The organism is Streptomyces sp. NPDC045678, from assembly GCF_056432085.1.
Map to the genome: position 1 here is coordinate 240,839 of NZ_JBWKJS010000013.1, position 16,238 is coordinate 257,076.

Consider the following 16,238-nt stretch of genomic DNA (forward strand, 5'->3'; position numbering starts at 1 on the left):
CTCAGTTTCGAATGAGACGATAATGTCTCACAAGAAACGTGTAGGTGTCTACCGGACCGTCGGGTGGGCCCCTGCCTGACCTCGGCGGCCCCCTGACCTCGGCCGGGCGCACCTCACCGCACGCGCTGGAGCGCCTCCGCGGTGAGGTCCGCCAGCGTCCGATAGCCGTCGACGGCCATCAGCAGGTCCGCCTCGGCGAGCAGCGAGCGCAGTACGTGCGTGACGCCGTCGGCCCCGCCCATGCCGAGGCCGTACGCGTACGGGCGGCCCACGCCCACGGCGGTGGCGCCGAGCGCGACGGCCTTGACGACGTCCGCGCCGCTGCGCACCCCCGAATCGAAGAGGACGGGCAGCCCCTCGGCGGCCTCGACGACCGCGGGCAGCACGTCGAGCGCGGGAAGTCCGCCGTTGGCCTGGCGGCCGCCGTGGTTGGAGCAGTAGATGCCGTCCACCCCGCCGTCCCTGGCCCGGCGCACGTCCTCGGGGTGGCAGAGCCCCTTCACCATCAGGGGCAGCGAGGTCAGGGAGCGCAGCCACGGCAGGTCGTCCCACGTGAGCGGATTGCCGAAGACCTGCACCCACTTGAGCACCGCGGACCGCAGATCGTGCTCGGGGGCGGTGGGCAGCTCCGCGCGGAACACCGGGTCGCTCGTGTAGTTGGCCAGGCAGTGGCCGCGCAGCAGCGGGAAGTTGGAGGTGCTCAGATCCCGCGGGCGCCACCCGGTGATCCAGGTGTCCATGGTGACGACGATGCCCTTGAACCCGGACTTCTCCGCCCGGCGCACGAGGCTCTCGGCGAGCGCGCGGTCGGTCGGTGTGTACAGCTGGAAGAAGCCGGGTGTCCCGCCGAGTTCGGCGGCGACGTCCTCCATCGGGTCGGCGGACAGGGTGGAGGCGATCATCGGGACCCCCGTCCGCGCGGCCGCCCGCGCGGTCGCGAGATCGCCGTGCCCGTCCTGCGCGCAGATGCCCAGGACCCCGATGGGGGCCATGAACAGAGGAGAGGGCAGTGTCATGCCGAACAGGTCGACGGACAGGTCGCGCTCCGCGGCCCCCACGAACATGCGTGGTATCAGCCCCCACCGGTCGAACGCGGTGACGTTGGCGTCCTGCGTACGCTCGTCGCCCGCGCCGCCCGCGACGTACGAGACGACCGAGGGCGGCATCGCGGCATGGGCGCGCGCCTCCCATTCGGCGTACTCCATCGGGTACTTGGGGACGACGCCGCGCAGACCGTCGAGGTAGATCTCGTCCTGGTAGTCCTTGAAGGGGCGGGACGTCGGATGCATGAGCGGCCTTCCCGGCACGGAGGAGCGGACGGCCGCCCAGTCTGGTTCGAAGCCGATGTCAAGGTCAATGAGCGGCGATTGGACGGGCGCCCAGGGAAGTGCCGGCGAGCGGATTGGGGATCAGTGCGCGAGGGCATCACCGTGAGGCAGGACAGGTCGCGCCGGATGGGCAGCGACCCCGGTGGCGGCATGGTTCGCGGGTGGACGCCGGTCTGTTACAGGGAGGGGAGTGAGCTGTCATGCGTGCGCACCAGCGCGCCCATCGGCCCACGGAACGGGTGGAGTACGCGCTGCCGCAGGAGCCCGCGTCGGCGGGCCGCGCGCGGAGGCTGGCCTCGGCGTTCCTCGCCGGGTCCCGGCGCCGCAAGACCGAGGTGGACGCCGAGCGGATGGACGACGCCGCGCTGATCGTCTCCGAGCTCGTGTCCAACGCGCTGCGGCACGGACGAGGCGGCTGCAGGCTGCGCGTCGAGGTGTCCGGAGCGAGGGTGACCGTGGAGGTCACCGACGCGAGTCCCGAGCATCCACGGTTCCAGAGGCACGGCATGGACAACACGGAGAAGGAGAGTGGACGCGGCCTGGCGATGGTCCGGCTGCTGACCCACCGGCTCGAGGTCGTGGGGGCGCACCGCGGGGGCAAGACGGTACGCGCGATACTGGCCTGAGGCGAGCCGGGAGAAAGTCCGTTGCGGGCCGGGACCCCGCCTCCGGACAGTGGGCCCATGACGACGTCTCCCACACCGCCCCAGGGGCTCACCGTGCGCCCGGCGACGCTCGACGACGTGGGGGCCGTGTGCGCGCTGCTCAACGAGGTCGACCTGCTGGAGATCGGCCGCGCCGACACCGAAACGGCCGAGGTGCGGGCCGATTTGGCCCATCCCGGGGTGGACCTGGAGCGGGACTCGTGGCTGCTCTTCGACGGTGAATCGCTCGTGGGGTACGCGCTGCTGTGGGACGAATCCGGCGGCGAGCGCATCGACGTCGACCACTACGTCCTGCCCGGCCGCCCGCACGGCGCCCTGCACCTCCTCGACCTGCTCGAGGAGCGCGCCGCCGAGCGCGCGGCGGCCAACGGCGCGGCAAGGGCCGTGGTGCATCTGCATCTCAACACCCAACCCACCACGGACCCGGGGGCCCTCCGTGCGCGAGGCTGGCGCACCGTGCGGCGCCACAACGTGCTGGAGCGCCGGATCGGCGTGGACGCGGACCCGCTGCCGAAGGCACCGCCCGGCGTGGTCCTGCGGCCCTGCCTCGCGGAGGAGGACCGCAGGCGCGCCCACGCCCTGCTCCAGGAGTGCTTCACGGAGCACTTCGACCACCGGCCGCGCACGTACGCGCAGTGGCTCGACGACATCGACGCCCGGAACGCCGACTGGTCGCTCATCTGGGTCGCCCACGTCGAGGGACTCGGCGACGCCGCCGTGCTGCGCACCCACGACAACCGTCCGTCGATGGGCTGGATAGGCAACCTCGGAGTCCTGGCCGCGGCCCGCGGGCGCGGTCTCGGCAGCCACCTCCTGCGCCACGCCTTCGGGCACTACGCCGCGCTGGGCCGCGACCGGATCGGCCTCGGCGTCGACACCGACAACAGCAGCGGCGCACTCGCCCTCTACGAACGGCACGGCATGGCCCTCGACCACGCCGTCGACACCTGGGAGCTGATCCGCCCGGCCGCCTGAGCCGCCCCTGAGGGCGAGGCCGTCCTCGGAGCCGTACGTCGCCGTTGAAGTCGTCCGTCGCCCGCACGGCGGAGTCCGCGCGGGCACTGCCCTGCCCCGGCGTCAGGGCCGCAAGGCCGCTGCCCACCAACAGCGGCGCGGCGATCAGGGGCAGGGTGCGCGGGACTCTGCGGTGTGCGGGCGACCTACGACTTCCTCTGTTCCTCGGACGGTCACGACCGATCGGTCGACCGGCGGAGGGCGCCCAAGGCTGTACGCGGCCCGGCGGCTGCACGCGGGGTTACTGCGGCACGTTCAGGACGAAGTCGAAGTCCGCCTCCTTCGTGTTCCCGACGGTGCGGACGTTCATGAGGAGGCGCGGGTCGAAGATCGTGTCCGTGTTGTTGCGGGGCTCGCCGGGGAAGTACAGCTGCGTCGTGAGGATCGGACGCCCGGGGGCCTGCACCTTGACGTGCAGGTGCCGGGTGCGGCCCGGGTAGAGGCCGGGCACGATCGTGGTGAGCTTGAACGCGCCGTTGGCGTCCGTGAACTGGTGCCCGCGGAAGCGGTACCCGGCGTTGTCGTACGTCCCGTACGTGTCGGCCTGCCAGAAGTCCAGCAGGGCCCGGGAGATGGGCTTGCAGGCACGCCCGAAGACGTAGCCGGTGACGGTGAGGCGCACGCCGGGGGTGCCGGTCGTGATGAGAGAGGTGCGCTGCGGGGAGTTGGGCTTGAAGTACGGCCCCTCCATCTGCGGGATGGTCGGGTCGTCACCGTCGTCGCAGGTGGGGGTGAGCTCCGGTGCCTCGCCCCGCTCGGTGGCGGTCCTGGCCAGTGCGGGTACGCCCATGAGGGACACCGGTACGGCCATGCCCAGCGCGGCCGCGGCCCGCAGGACGGTCTTGCGGCTGGGGCCCTTGGTGCCGTTCACGCCGTCGACGGCGGGGGTGTCGTCCGCCCCTGGTATGCCCCCTCCGGGGCTGCCGGTCTCGTGGTCCATCGCTCCTCCTGAGCCTGTGGGGGTCGGTGGTTCCGGATCGGCTATGAAGTTATGCGGGCGAGGAGGGCCCGGCGATGGACTCGAGCCGGTGGTCGTGGTGAATATCGCCACCGCCGCGCCGGAAGTCCCCGGGGCTCGCGCCGGTCTCGCGGCGGAAGAAGCGGCAGAAGTACGCCGGATCCTTGAAGCCGACCCGTCCCGCGACCTGGCGTACCGTCAACTCGGTGCGCAGCAGCAGCCGTTTGGCCTCGTGCACCCGCGTCTGCCGGATCAGTTCGCCGGGTGTCCTGCCGGTCTCCGCCTTCACCACCTCGCTGAGATAGCTCACCGAGACGCCCAGGTGGTCCGCGCAGGAACGCACCGACTGCAGGGCCGCGTCGGGAGCCCCCATGAGGGTCAGGAAGTCCGCGGCCACCGAGCCGGGACGCGAGTGGGAAGGGCCCTCGGGCAGGGGCGGCGGCGCGGGCGGTTCGGCCGGTGACCGGGGCGCGGGGAGCCGTGCCGCCCGCACCACGAGGACGTGCAGCAGCGCCCGCAGGACGCTGTGGAATCCGGTGGCCCCCAACCGGTACTCGCCGTCGAGCTCGGCGACCAGGCGCGCGGTCTCCTCCGCGGCCTCCGCCGTCAGGTCGAGCCAGGAGCGCCGGGAGAGGGTCCGCAGGACGTGCCGGTCGGCGGGGTGGTCCACGAGGAAGTCGTCGGTGAAGAGGATGACCCGGCCCTCCAGACCGGTCACGTCCTCCCAGTGGTGCACCTGCCCGGGGGCGATGAAGCACAGGTTCGGCGGCCGCAGCGGGAAACGGCCCAGGTCGACGACGTGCCGGCCGGTGCCCGCGGTGACGTGGACGATCTCGTGGAAGGTGTGCCGGTGCGGGAACGGGGCGCGCGACATCGGTCCGATGGTGTCGAACGTGCCGATGGCGAAGGGCAGCGCGTTGGGCATCGGTACCTGGAGCCGGTGCATGGGCATGCCGTCCTCGCCCGGCTCTCCGTTGTTCCCCTCACCGGGCAAGACCGTTGTGCCGCGCATGTGCACGCTCCTCGGGGCATCGGTGTCGACCCGGCTGGTCCGTACCAATCGCCGGTCCGTTCTCACCATGGCACGAGCGGCCGCCCGCGACAGGAGCGCGAACGCGCCGACACCGGTTCCGGTGGCACACCTCCCCGCATGTCCCCCTCGTCGCCGACCGGCGACGACGGAGGTCAGCGACGCGTCGCCCCCTCCCTGCGCCCCGCAGGAACCCCGCGCGACCGGTAGACCACGTACGGGCGGGCCAGGTAGCCGAGCGGGGCCGTGAAGGCGTGCACCAGGCGGCTGAACGGCCACAGGGCGAACAGGGCCATGCCCAGCAGCGCGTGGACCTGGTAGGCGAGCGGCGCGTCCGCCACGGCGGAGACGTCGGGGTCGAGGGCGAACAGCGAGCGGAACCACACCGAGACCCCGAGGCGGTAGTCGTAGGAGTGGGGCCGCAGCGTGGTGGCCGTGGCGACGAGGCCCGCCAGGATCACACAGACCAGGACCGGCAGGACGACGCGGTCGCTGCGACTGGTCGACCCGCGCACGGCGGGTACGCGCAGCCGCCGGTGGATGAGGACCGCCAGGCCCGCGAGGGTGGCCAGGCCCGCCGTGCCGCCCACGACCAGCGCGTTGACGTGGTACATCCACTCGTGGACGTGGGCGCGTTCCGTGAGCGACTCGGGGATCAGCAGTCCGACGGCGTGCCCGGCCACCACGAACAGGAGCCCGTAGTGGAACAGCGGACCGCCGATGCTGAGCAGCCGGTGCTCGTGCAGCTGGCTGGAACGCGTGGTGAAACCGAACCGGTCGTAGCGGTAGCGCCAGGCCGTGCCGGTGACCATGACGACGAGGACGAGATAGGGCAGTACGCCCCACAGGGCGATGCGCAGATGGTTCACCGGGCGGTCTCCTCCGCGTGCGGGGCGGGCAACGGTCCAAGCTGCGAGGACTGGGGGAACCGGGGGAAGGGAAGGAGGCCGACGGATTCGGCGGGCGGGCCGGTGCGGGCCAGGCGCAGGGCCGCCTCGCGGGTGGCGGGGCCGGGGCCCGGCAGGGTGCGGCAGACGGCCTCGACGACGTCGGCGTAGGGACTGTCGTAGGCGGTCAGGCCGAAGCGGAGCAGTTCGAGGGCGGGCCGGTGTTCGGCGAGCAGCCGCGCCCCGGCGTCCGGGGTGCGGGCGGCGAACTCCAGCATCAGGGGCAGGAAGTCGGGGAGTTCGTCCGCGGGCGGCCGCCAACCGTGAGCGCGGTAGAGCGATTTGAGCCCCGCCATGGTGGTGCCGCGCCTGCGGGTGTCCCCGTCGGTGTAGTACGTCAGGTAGAGGCAGCGTCGGCGGCTCCGGTCGAACGTGGCGACGTACCGCGCGGCGAGTTCGAGCGGCGCGGTGCCGTCGACGCGTGCGCAGAACCGGCGCAGGAGCCGGACGTCGGCGCCCGGCACGGGTTCCAGCGCCGAGCGGACGGTGTGCAGCCGTCCGGGCCAGTCCCGGTCCGGGTAGCCGAGCAGCAGGGACGCGGCCTGGTGAACGACGGCCCGGTTCACCGGGCGTCGCCCTCCGCGCCGGGGAAGAGCCCTTCGGGGCGGCCGCGGCCGTTCCAGTTCAGGAGGTTGACCCGGTCGCGCAGCGAAGTCCCCGCGTGCTCCGGCTCCTTGCCGGGCGCCGACGCCCCCAGGGGGACGTGGAAGGCGTCCGGGTCGTACATGCCGGGTCCGTCCCGCCCGTCCAGGCTGCACCCGGCGTCGAGGTCGTCGGAGCCGGGGGCCGGGGCGGTGTAGCTGGTGGGGACCACGTACCGCTCGTCGTACTTGGCGAGGGCGAGCAGCCGGTACATCGCCTCGATCTCGTCGGCGTCCATGCCGACGGCGCGCGCGATGGCGGGGTCCTGCTCCTCGCCGAGGTTGACGCGCCGCATGTGGGAGCGCATCGCCGCGAGCCGGCACAGCGCCGCCTCCACCGGCGCCGGGTCGCCCGCGGTGAACAGCTCCGCGAGATAGCCGACGGGGATGCGCAGCGAGTCGATGGCGGCGAACAGCTTGGCCGGGTCCTCGCCGTCGTGCCCGGTGGCGGTCAGGGACTCGACGACGGGCGACAGCGGAGGGACGTACCAGACCATGGGCATGGTGCGGTACTCGGGATGCAGCGGGAGCGCCACCTTGTGGCGGCTGATGAGCGCGTGCACGGGGGAGCGCCGGGCGGCGGTCACCCAGTCGTGGGGGATGCCGGACGCCTCGGCGGCGCGCGCCACCTCGGGGTCGTCGGGGTCGAGGAAGCAGTCCAACTGGGCCTGGTAGAGGTCCTGTTCGTGCTCCGTGGCCGCGGCCTCGCCGACCTTGTCGGCGTCGTAGAGGATGACGCCGAGATAGCGCAGGCGGCCCACGCACGTCTCGGAGCACACGGTCGGCAGGCCCGCCTCGATGCGCGGGTAGCACATCGTGCACTTCTCGGCCTTGCCGCTGCGGTGGTTGAAGTACACCTTCTTGTACGGGCAGCCGCTCACGCACATGCGCCACCCGCGGCAGCGGTCCTGGTCGACGAGGACGATGCCGTCCTCGATGCGCTTGTAGAGGGCGCCCGACGGGCAGACCGCGACGCACGACGGGTTGAGGCAGTGCTCGCAGATCCGCGGCAGGTAGAACATGAACGCCTGCTCGTACTCCAGGCGCACCTGGTCGTTCATCTTCCTCAGCACCGGGTCACCGGCCAGCTGTTCGGGGCCGCCGCCCAGGTCGTCGTCCCAGTTCGGCCCCCACGTCACCGCGGTCGGCTCGCCGTCGATCAGCGAGCGCGGCCGGGCGGTGGGCACGTCGTCGCCGAGGGGGGCGGTGGTGAGGGTCTCGTAGTCGTACGTCCACGGCTCGTAGTAGTCGTCGAGCGAGGGGAGTTCGGGGTTGGCGAACAGCCGGGCCAGACGCCGGGCGCGGCCGCCGCCCCGGGGCACGAGCCGGCCGCGTTTGAGCTCCCAGCCGCCGCGCCACTTCTCCTGGTCCTCGTAGCCGCGCGGGTAGCCCTGGCCGGGGCGGGTCTCCACGTTGTTGAACCACACGTACTCGGTGCCCGCCCGGTTGGTCCAGGTCTGTTTGCAGGTGACCGAGCAGGTGTGGCAGCCGATGCACTTGTCGAGGTTCATCACCATGGCCACCTGTGCCATGACCCGGCCGACGGTGACTCCGTCACGGGGCATCAGTACTGCACCTCCTGGGAGCGGCGCCGGATGACGGTGACCGCGTCGCGCTGGTTGCCGGTGGGGCCGTAGTAGTTGGGCGCGAAGCTGAGCTGCGCGTGGCCGCCGATCAGGTGCGTCGGCTTGATCAGGAGCTTGGTGAGCGCGTTGTGGACGCCGCCGCGCCGCCCGGTCGCCTCGGACGTGGGGACGTTCACCAGGCGTTCCTGGACGTGGTACATGAACACCGTGCCGGGCGGCATGCGGTGGGAGACGACCGCGCGGGCCACCACCACGCCGTTGGCGTTGTGCGCCTCGATCCAGTCGTTGTCGGCCACGCCGATCGACGCGGCGTCGTCCACGCCGATCCAGATGACGGGGCCGCCGCGGGCCAGCGTCTGCATCAGCAGGTTCTCCTGGTACTCGGAGTGGATGGACCACTTGGAGTGGGGCGTCAGGTACCGCACCGTCACGGAACGTCCGCCGTCCGGCCCCGCCGACGGCTGCTCGCCGAGCACCGGGAGGCTCAACGGCGGCCGGTATACGGGGAGTTGTTCGCCGTACTCGGCGATCCACGGATGGTCGAGGTAGAAGTGCTGGCGGCCGGTGAGGGTGTGCCAGGGCTTGAAGTGCTCCGTGTTGATCGTGAAGGGGGAGTAGCGGCGCTCGGGGCCCTCCTTGCCCGACCATTCGAAGCTCGCGCCCACCTGCACCGGGCGCGCCTGCGTGTCGGAGAACGTGACGCGCCGCTCGGCCACCGAGGACGCGAGCTCGCCGAGGCCCGTGTCGGCGCCGCAGCGCTCGGCGAGGCGGTCGAAGCCCTCGGCGGCGAGCCGTCCGTTGGTGGTGCCCGACAGCGCGAGGATCGCCTCGCACATCTTGACGTCCGTGTCGAGGAGGGGCCGCCCGCGCGTCGGGCCGCGCGTCGCCGTGCCGCAGCGGGTGCCGAGCCAGTCGATCTCCGGCAGCGGCCGCACGGTGACGCCCTTGACCGTGATGCCCTCCTCGCCGGTGAGCGGTCCGAGCGCGGCCATCCGGTCGCCGATGGCCGTGTAGTCCCGCTCCACGAGGGTGAAGCGGGGGCCCGTGGGTCCGTCGGGGGGTGCCTCGCCGGGGGTGTCGTGCTGCAGGGGAGTGGCGACCAGGTCGTGGGCCACGTCCAGGCGGCCCGCGGCGAGGCGGCCGACCTCGGCGGCCAGGCCGTGGAAGATCTCGAAGTCGGTGCGGGCCTGCCACGGCGGGTCGATGGCGGGGGAGAAGGCGTGCACGTAGGGGTGCATGTCGGTGCTGGACAGGTCGTGCTTCTCGTACCAGGTGGCCGCGGGCAGCACGAGGTCGGCGAAGAGCGTGGTCGACGTCATGCGGAAGTCCAGCGCGAGCAGCAGGTCGACCTTCCCGCGCGGCGCGTCGTCCCGCCACGTCACCTCGCGCGGCCGCCGGTCCGGCGGCGCCTCCTCGGCGCTCGCGTTGTCGGACGCGCCCAGCAGGTGCCGGAGGAAGTACTCGTTGCCCTTGGCGGACGACCCGATGAGGTTGGCCCGCCAGACGGTGAGCACCCGAGGCCAGTTGGCCGGGTCGTCCGGATCCTCGCAGGCGTACGTCAGCCGCCCCGCGTCGCGTTCGGCCGCCACCCAGTTCGTCGGGTCGGCGCCCGACTCGTGCAGGCGCCGCCCCAGGTCAAGGGGGTTGGCGCCGAACGTCGGGTAGGAGGGCATCCAGCCCTGCCGTACGGAGCGGGCCACGAGGTCCGCGGTGTGCAGGCCCGCGAGGGTGCCGGGCGCGGTCGGCGCCGCCAGGGCGTCCGCGGTGAACTTCTCGTACCGCCACTGGTCGGTGTTCAGGTACCAGTACGGTGTGCCGGCCATCTGCCGCGACGGCCGCACCCAGTCCGACGCGGTGGCCACCTGCTGCCAGCCCGCGTACGGGCGCACCTTCTCCTGGCCCACGTAGTGCGCCCAGCCGCCGCCATTGACGCCCTGGCAGCCGGTGAGCAGCAGCAGCGAGAGGAACGACCGGTAGATGGTGTCCGAGTGGAACCAGTGGTTGGTGCCCGCCCCCATCACGATCATGCAGCGGCCCCGCGTCTGCTCCGCGGTGCGGGCGAACTCCCGTGCCGCCCGCACCACGGCCCGCGCGGGCACCGACGTGACCGCCTCCTGCCAGGCCGGAGTGCAGGGCGTGGCCGCGTCCTCGTACGACACCGCCGCCTCCTCGGCCGTCGCGCCGCCCAACCCGGCCCGCCCCACGCCGTACTGAGCGAGCATCAGGTCGAAGACCGTCGTCACCAGGTGCCCGTCGACGCGCAGCGCGGGCACCGTGCGCCGCACGGTGGCGCCCTCCTCGTCGAAGCGGGGCAGCACCACCTCGGCCGTCTCCGTGCCGGGGTGCCCGAGCAGGCTCAGGAGCGGGTCGATGTCCCCCAGGTCCAGGTTCCAGCGGCCCTCGCCGTCCTTGCCCCAGCGGTCGCCCAGGGTGCCGTTGGGGACGGCGGGGCGGCCGGTGGCGGCGTCGTGGAGGACGGGCATCCAGCGCCGTGACCCGGCCTCGGCGTCCTTGGCCAGGCCGAGGTCCCTGGCGGTGACGAACGCGCCGGGCACGCGGGCGCCCGTGCCGTGACCGTGCTCGTCGAGCGCGATGAGGAAGGGCAGGTCGGTGAAGCGTTTGACGTAGTCCGTGAAGTACGGCACCTGCCGCTCCACGAAGCACTCCCGCAGGATCACGTGCCCCATCGCCATGGCCAACGCGCCGTCCGTGCCCGGGTGGGGGTGCAGCCACTCGTCGGCGAACTTCGTCGCGTCCGCGTAGTCCGGCGAGACCACCACGACCTTCTGCCCTCGGTAGCGCGCCTCGGCCATCCAGTGGGCGTCGGGCGTGCGGGTGACGGGGACGTTGGAGCCCCACAGCATCAGATACGCGGCGTCCCACCAGTCCCCGGACTCCGGTACGTCGGTCTGGTCGCCGAAGACCTGCGGCGAGGCGATCGGCAGGTCCGCGTACCAGTCGTAGAAGGACAGCATCGGGGCGCCGATGAGGGAGTGGAAGCGGGCCCCGACGGCGTGCGAGGCCATCGACATCGCGGGGATCGGGGAGAATCCCGCGATGCGGTCGGGCCCGAACTCCTTGAGCGTGTGCACGTGCGCGGCGGCCGCGATCTCCAGCGCCTCGTCCCAGTCGATCCGCACCAGACCGCCCTTGCCGCGCGCCGACTGGTAGCGGCGCCGCCGGTCGGGATCGCCGGTGAGCTCCGCCCAGGCCGCCACCGCGTCACCGCCGAGGCGTCGCTTGGCGTCCCGGAACATCTCCACGAGGACGCCGCGGGCGTGCGGGTAGCGGACGCGGGTCGGGGAGTACGTGTACCAGGAGAAGGACGCGCCGCGCGGGCAGCCCCGCGGCTCGTAGTCCGGCCGGTCCGCTCCCGCCGAGGGGTAGTCGGTCGCCTGCGTCTCCCACGTGATGAGGCCGTCTTTGACGTACACCTGCCAGGAACACGAACCCGTGCAGTTCACCCCGTGGGTGGAGCGCACCACCTTGTCGTGAGCCCAACGATCGCGGTACGGGCTGTCGTTGACGTCTTGATCGGTGCGGAACACGGCTCTGCTGTCGGGCGTCGTCGGCGCCCTCTGCAGCAACTGTCCCGCGGCGAAAAGGCGTTCTGCGGCGTCCGCCGCGATACGCTCCGCCTTCGCCCTGCCACGTCCCATTCCTCGGACTCCCCTCGGGGACCGGCCTGCCGGAGCGGTCACCTCCGGCCTGCGTGCTTCGACGAACGAGCTCAGAGTCCTCCCGCCCCGCCCGCGATGTGGAAGCCATTCGGGCCAGTTGGTTGTACCTAGAAGTTGTTTTTCCGGTTCTTGGTACGGACCAGTGCCCGACAAGGTCGGACTAGCACAGTCCCTTTACCGGGAGCGAGGCTCGGCCGCCCGGGCGCGCATGCCGACGCCGCACCGCTGACGGCCGCCGTCGAAGAGGTGCTCGGCCTGTTCGGCGGGGCTTTGCGGGAGGGGTACGCGCAGCGCTGGCGTCCCTGGATGTCATCCGGGCCGCAGCCACAGCGTGGCCAGTGGCGGGAGGGTGAGGCGCAGGTGGGCGGGGAAGGCGCCCACGGGCTCCGGGATCGTCCGTAGCGGGGTCGCGTTGCGCACGTCGCCGCCGCCGTAGCACGCCGCGTCCGTGTTGAGCGTCTCCCGCCAGGTGCCGGGCGACTCCGGCACGCCGAGCACGTGGTCGCGGCGGACGACGGGGGAGAAGTTGCTGACGGCGAGGAGCGGTGTCCCGTCGGCGGCGAACCGCAGGAACGCGACCACGTTGTCCTGGGCGGCGTCCGCGTCGATCCAGGCGAACCCGGCGGGCACCGTGTCCTGCTCCCACAGGGCGGGCGCGTCCCGGTACTGGTGGTTGAGGTCCCGCACCAGCCGCCGCACCCCGCCGTGGTCCGGCTCGGCGGGGTACGCCGGGTCGAGGAGACCCCAGTCGGGCCCGTGGTCCGGCGACCACTCGGAGCCCTGGGCGAACTCCTGCCCCATGAAAAGGAGTTGCTTGCCGGGGTGCGCCCACATGTAGGCCAGGTAGGCGCGGTGGTCGGCGCGCCGCTGCCACCAGTCGCCGGGCATCTTCGACACCAGCGACCGCTTGCCGTGGACGACTTCGTCGTGCGAGATCGGCAGGAGGTAGTTCTCGCTGTAGGCGTACACCATGGAGAAGGTCAACTCGTTGTGGTGGTACTGGCGGTGCACCGGTTCGTGCTGGATGTACTCCAGCGAGTCGTGCATCCAGCCCATGTTCCACTTCAGGCCGAAGCCGAGGCCGCCGAGTTCCCCGAACCCCGTGTCGTGGGTGGCCCGCGTGACGCCGTCCCAGGCCGTGGACTCCTCGGCGATGGTGACGACACCGGGGCAGCGGCGGTAGACGGTGGCGTTCATCTCCTGGAGGAACGACACCGCGTCGAGGTTCTCGCGTCCGCCGTGCGCGTTCGGCTCCCACTGGCCGTCCTCGCGCGAGTAGTCGAGGTAGAGCATGGAGGCCACGGCGTCGACGCGCAGACCGTCGATGTGGAACTCCTCGCACCAGTAGACGGCGTTGGCGACGAGGAAGTTGCGGACCTCCGTGCGACCGTAGTCGAAGGTGAGCGTGCCCCAGTCGGGATGCTCGGCACGCCGCTGGTCCCCCGGTTCGTACAGCGGCTCCCCGTCGAACGCCGCCAGCGCCCAGTCGTCCTTCGGGAAGTGGGCGGGGACCCAGTCCACGATCACGCCGATGCCGGCCCGGTGCAGCGCGTCGACGAGGAACTTGAAGTCGTCGGGGGTGCCGAGGCGGGCGGTCGGCGCGTAGAAGCCGGTCACCTGGTAACCCCAGGACCCGCCGAACGGATGCTCGGCCACCGGCATGAACTCCACGTGCGTGAAGCCCGCGTCGGAGACGTAGGCCGTGAGTTCCTCGGCCAGCTGCCGGTACGTCAGTCCCGGTCTCCAGGACGGGAGATGGACCTCGTACACGGAGAAGGGGGAGCGGTGGACGGGCCGGTCCGCGCGGTGCTCCATCCACTCCGCGTCCGACCACACATGGGTCGACCGCGCGACGACGGACGCGGTCGCCGGCGGCACCTCCGCCCGGCGCGCCATCGGATCCGCGCGGAGGGTGTGCGTGCCGTCGGGTCGGGTGATGTCGAACTTGTACAGGTCGCCCTCGCCGATGCCGGGGAGGAACAGCTCCCACACCCCGGACGAGCCGAGAGAACGCATCGGGTGGGCGGCACCGTCCCAGTGGCAGAACTCCCCGCACACCCGCACCCCCAGCGCGTTCGGCGCCCACACCGTGAAGCGGGTGCCGACGACCCCCTCATGGGTCATCGGGTGCGCCCCCAGCGCCTTCCACAGCTCCTCGTGCCTGCCCTCGCCGATCAGATGCAGGTCGAGTTCGCCGAGCGCGGGCAGGAAGCGGTACGGGTCCTGGAGCTCGGTCTCCACGCCGTCGTACGTCATCCGCAGCACGTACGCGGGGATCGACGCGAACGGCAGCAGGCCGGAGAACAGCCCGTCCCCCACGTCGTGCAGCGGAACGGCCTGCCCGTCGACGACGACCCGCACCGCCTCGGCGTAAGGGCGCAGCACCGTGAAGGCCACGCCGCCCGCGACCGCGTGCGCGCCGAGCACCGCGTGCGGATCGTGGTGCGTGCCCGCCAGCAGACGGCCACGGCTCTCGTCGTCGAGGGGCGCGAACGCGGCGCGGAGGGCGGGCGCGGGAGCGGCGGTGGACGTATCGATGATGACCACGGGTGTCAGGTCTCCTCAGGGAAAGGCGGGGGCGGACGGCGCGGGCGGTGAGGTCAGCGGCCCTCCGCGAGACGGGCGATCGCCGCCATGGGCACGGCCAGCCAGTCCGGCCGGTGCCTGGCCTCGTACAGCGCCTCGTACACGGCCCGGTCCGTCTCGTAGGCCCGCAGGAGTCCGGCCTCCGTCCGCGGGTCCCAGGACGCCTCGGCGGCGTACCCCGCGCAGTACGCCTCACGGCAGCGCTTGGCCCACCGGGGCTGCCAGGGGCGCCTGGCGTGCGCCGCGTAGTCGAAGGAGCGGAGCATGCCCGCCACGTCGCGCACGGTCGCCTGGGCGCGCCTCCGTTCGGCGATCGGGCGGGCCGGCTCGCCCTCGAAGTCGATGACGAACCAGCGCTGCCCGGCCCGCAGCACCTGGCCGAGGTGCAGATCGCCGTGGATCCGCTGGGGCGGTCGCACCGGCCCGAGTGCCGCGACCGCGTCGTAGGCGGCCCGCAGCCGGGACACGTACGGAACGAGCGCGGGAACCTGTCGGGCGGTGGTGTCGAGGCGCGACGTCATCCGCTCGGCGAGGTGACGGCCGCCGTGCCGGTCCGGTACTTCGGGGACGAAGACCTGGGCCAGGGCCAGATGCACTTCGGCGGTGGCGCGCCCCAGTTCGTACGACTCGTCGGTGAAGTCCTGCCCCGCGGCCAGGGACGTGAGGGCGAGCGTCCAGCCGTCGGTCGCGCCGCGCAGGAACGGCTGGAGCACGCCGAGCGTCGTCTTGCGCGGCTCGCTCGTCCAGAACCAGGCCACGGGGGACGGCACGCGGGCACAGCCCTGACCGGCGAGCGCCCACGGCACCTCCAGGTCGGGGTTGACGCCGTACTGGATGCGGCGGAAGAGCTTCAGGATGAAGGAATCGCCGTACACCAGCGAGGTGTTGGACTGCTCGCCGTCCAGGACACGGGGGGTGAGGTTCGGGGGCACCACGGTCTGGACGTCGCGTTCGAAGCGCAGGGGGCCCGCCGTGCCCGGCGTGCGCAGGCGTTCGAGGAGCAGCGTGGCGGACCGGGGGTCGTGGAGGGCGTCGTACACGGTGAGGCCCGCGAGCGGGCCCTCGCTCGGGCGGCCGATCACGGCGTGGTGGAGGCGCGGCGGCAGGTCCCTGCGCACGCCGAGGAGCAGCTGGTAGCAGTCCTCGCGCGACCCGGCGTGCCGGGAGCGGATCAGCAGGTGCAGGCAGCCCGGGTGCAGCTCGGTCATCGACACCACGGCGAGCTCGGTGACGGGCAGTCCCTTGCCGGCGAACCAGCGCTGCTCGGGCAGCCACTTCTGGAGCACTCCGGCCAGAGACGTGAGCAGCACCGGCGGGCTGAGGCTTTCGCGCGACTGCGTTGCGGTCTTGAGCATGCGACACGTCCCTTCAGAGGCGCACGGCGAGTTCCGCCGGACGGCGCGGGTGGAGGTCGTTGCACAGCCGGAACCAGTAGAAGCCGTGTCCCGCGAGTGTCAGGAGGTACGGGAGCTCACCGATGGCAGGGAAGCGCACTCCGCCGATGAGCTCGACGGGATGGCGCCCGTCGAAGGTCTGGAGGTCGAGTTCGGTGGGCTGGGCGAAGCGCGAGAAGTTGTGCACGCACAGCACCAGGTCGTCCTTGTACTCCCGCAGGAAGGCGAGCACCGCCGGGTTGGAGGACGGCAGCTCGGTGTACGAGCCGATGCCCATGGCGGGGTTCTGTTTGCGGATCTCGATCATGCGGCGTGTCCAGTGGAGCAGGGAGGACGGTGAGGACATGGAGGCTTCGACGTTGGTGACCTGGTAGCCGTAGACCGGGTCCATGATGGTGGGCAGGTAGAG

General features: G+C 72.1%; 11 protein-coding genes and 1 pseudogene. 2 read left to right on the forward strand and 10 right to left on the reverse strand.

Annotated features, from left to right (window positions below; all coding sequences use genetic code 11):
• Window positions 1–113: 113 nt before the first annotated feature.
• Window positions 114–1,289, reverse strand: a complete 1,176-nt coding sequence (locus tag AC07DO_RS37055; RefSeq protein WP_479066398.1) for an alpha-hydroxy-acid oxidizing protein — start codon at window positions 1,287–1,289, stop codon at window positions 114–116.
• Window positions 1,290–1,528: 239 nt separating this feature from the next.
• On the opposite strand from AC07DO_RS37055, the gene AC07DO_RS37060 reads away from it, so the two are divergent.
• Both AC07DO_RS37060 and AC07DO_RS37065 read left to right on the forward strand, forming a co-directional pair.
• Window positions 1,529–1,954 (forward strand): ATP-binding protein, encoded by a 426-nt coding sequence (locus tag AC07DO_RS37060; RefSeq protein WP_479066400.1) that lies wholly within the window; start codon window positions 1,529–1,531, stop codon window positions 1,952–1,954.
• A gap of 57 nt (window positions 1,955–2,011) precedes the next feature.
• Window positions 2,012–2,968, forward strand: coding sequence for a GNAT family N-acetyltransferase (locus AC07DO_RS37065; protein ID WP_479066402.1), 957 nt, complete (start codon window positions 2,012–2,014; stop codon window positions 2,966–2,968).
• A 283-nt stretch (window positions 2,969–3,251) separates the two neighbouring features.
• On the opposite strand, the pseudogene AC07DO_RS37070 reads toward AC07DO_RS37065, so the two are convergent.
• The 9 genes and pseudogenes from AC07DO_RS37070 to AC07DO_RS37110 all read right to left on the reverse strand — a co-directional run.
• Window positions 3,252–3,818: pseudogene (locus AC07DO_RS37070) on the reverse strand (dioxygenase family protein); the annotation flags it as partial.
• Window positions 3,819–3,996: 178 nt separating this feature from the next.
• Entirely contained in the window at window positions 3,997–4,977 is a 981-nt protein-coding gene (locus tag AC07DO_RS37075; RefSeq protein WP_479066404.1) for a helix-turn-helix transcriptional regulator, read from the reverse strand.
• A gap of 173 nt (window positions 4,978–5,150) precedes the next feature.
• Entirely contained in the window at window positions 5,151–5,864 is a 714-nt protein-coding gene (narI, locus tag AC07DO_RS37080; protein WP_479066406.1) for a respiratory nitrate reductase subunit gamma, read from the reverse strand.
• Window positions 5,861–6,508 carry a nitrate reductase molybdenum cofactor assembly chaperone gene (narJ, locus tag AC07DO_RS37085; RefSeq protein ID WP_479066407.1) on the reverse strand — a complete coding sequence of 216 codons (648 nt, stop codon included), beginning with the start codon at window positions 6,506–6,508 and terminating at the stop codon, window positions 5,861–5,863. Before narJ ends, narI begins: the two co-directional genes overlap by 4 nt.
• Entirely contained in the window at window positions 6,505–8,148 is a 1,644-nt protein-coding gene (narH, locus tag AC07DO_RS37090) for a nitrate reductase subunit beta (protein ID WP_479066409.1), read from the reverse strand. The genes narJ and narH overlap by 4 nt, the downstream gene beginning before the upstream one ends.
• Window positions 8,148–11,828, reverse strand: coding sequence for a nitrate reductase subunit alpha (locus AC07DO_RS37095; RefSeq protein WP_479066411.1), 3,681 nt, complete (start codon window positions 11,826–11,828; stop codon window positions 8,148–8,150). The genes narH and AC07DO_RS37095 overlap by 1 nt, the downstream gene beginning before the upstream one ends.
• Window positions 11,829–12,158: 330 nt before the next feature.
• Window positions 12,159–14,396, reverse strand: coding sequence for a 1,4-alpha-glucan branching enzyme (gene glgB / locus AC07DO_RS37100; protein ID WP_479066413.1), 2,238 nt, complete (start codon window positions 14,394–14,396; stop codon window positions 12,159–12,161).
• 53 nt (window positions 14,397–14,449) lie between these two features.
• Window positions 14,450–15,790 carry a maltokinase N-terminal cap-like domain-containing protein gene (locus AC07DO_RS37105; RefSeq protein ID WP_479066415.1) on the reverse strand — a complete coding sequence of 447 codons (1,341 nt, stop codon included), beginning with the start codon at window positions 15,788–15,790 and terminating at the stop codon, window positions 14,450–14,452.
• 13 nt (window positions 15,791–15,803) lie between these two features.
• Window positions 15,804–16,238 (reverse strand): alpha-glucosidase C-terminal domain-containing protein (locus AC07DO_RS37110; protein ID WP_479066417.1); only part of this gene is annotated, 435 nt, incomplete at its 5' end.